The following is a 1,083-nucleotide window of genomic DNA, read 5'->3' as shown; positions in this document are numbered from 1 at the left end:
GTGCTGGGTGTTCACACGGTTGGTCCTATGGCGGCAGAGATTATAACAACAGCGACTTACGCTATCAAGAACAAGATGACTATCTACGACATAAGGGATGTGGTTCATGTATTTCCAACGTTGAGCGAAATTATCAAGAAAGTCGCTCAGAGTTTTGATCAAAACCTTGATGACTTGGCGTGTTGTGTGGAGTGAAAATGAAAAAAGAGGACAAGAACTTGGTTGTTGCAGGAGGTGTTGCCGGGGTTCTTGGGGCTTTGTGTTGTGTTGGTCCTGTCGTTATTGTGTTGCTTGGACTTGGAAGCGTATCAACAGCGCTGACAATTGGAAGGTATTCGTGGTTGTTCACGGGGTTGGCGTTACTCTTTTTCGGGTTGGCGGTAGTTTTGTATTTGAGGAAGAAGAACTCCTGCTCTGCAAAGGGTGTGAGGCAGAACTGGAAGCTGGTAGCGGCGTCCTTTGTTTTGCTCGTTGTGCTCTTATTTGTCCTTAAATATGGGTTGGCGCCTTTATTGGCAAAAATAGCGTATCGGTGAGCGGTGTCTTGATGGTGCGAAATGCGAAAAAAGGAGGGGTGTTCGGTTTAGGAGCTATTATGCTGTTATTTTTGCTTCTGGCGGGGTGTTCAACGACAGAGCAAGTTGTTGATGAAGGCGTTGCGCAACGCCCGGGTGTAGCATTGGCGAATGTTCGTGAGGCGACGCTTCAAGTTGAGGGAATGACGTGCTCGTCTTGTGCCTTGGGGGTGGAGTACCAGCTCAAACAAGTGGAGGGGGTTATTGAGGCAAAAATAGATTATGAAGAAGGTGGGGGGTTTGTACGGTATGATGCTGACAGGGTTGCTTTGGAGACTATTGTGAGCGCATCTGATGTGTATCCTGTATCGGTTGTTGAGGATGGGCGGGTCACATCGTAAGAGCGTTGTTTTTTGAGGTTTTTTTTGAAGGGGTTGTCGGGGCTTGCTGTTTGTTCAGCCCAACCCCTGCACAAACAATAGTATAACTACTGAATAATGACGAAACATTTATAAAGGGGTTCTTTTTTTCTGGCGGAGAAGCGTGAAGACGTGCTCAGTTGGAGGGG

Annotated in this window: 3 protein-coding genes; all 3 read left to right on the top strand. The window is 47.4% G+C overall.

Annotated features, from left to right (window positions below; all coding sequences use genetic code 11):
- Positions 1–195 (top strand): hypothetical protein (locus D6783_04145; GenBank protein RME52642.1); only part of this gene is annotated, 195 nt, incomplete at its 5' end.
- Positions 196–197: 2 nt separating this feature from the next.
- Positions 198–536, top strand: a complete 339-nt coding sequence (locus tag D6783_04140; protein ID RME52641.1) for a hypothetical protein — start codon at positions 198–200, stop codon at positions 534–536.
- Positions 537–547: 11 nt separating this feature from the next.
- Positions 548–916: a copper chaperone gene (locus D6783_04135; protein ID RME52640.1), complete on the top strand. Its 369-nt coding sequence runs from the start codon at positions 548–550 to the stop codon at positions 914–916.
- Positions 917–1,083 lie beyond the last annotated feature (167 nt).

The sequence above is a fragment of the Candidatus Woesearchaeota archaeon genome, assembly GCA_003694805.1.
In the GTDB taxonomy this organism is placed as follows: domain Archaea; phylum Nanobdellota; class Nanobdellia; order Woesearchaeales; family J110; genus J110.
The sequence above is the reverse complement of the archived record's forward strand: the minus strand, read 5'-3'. Positions and strand labels throughout refer to the sequence as shown.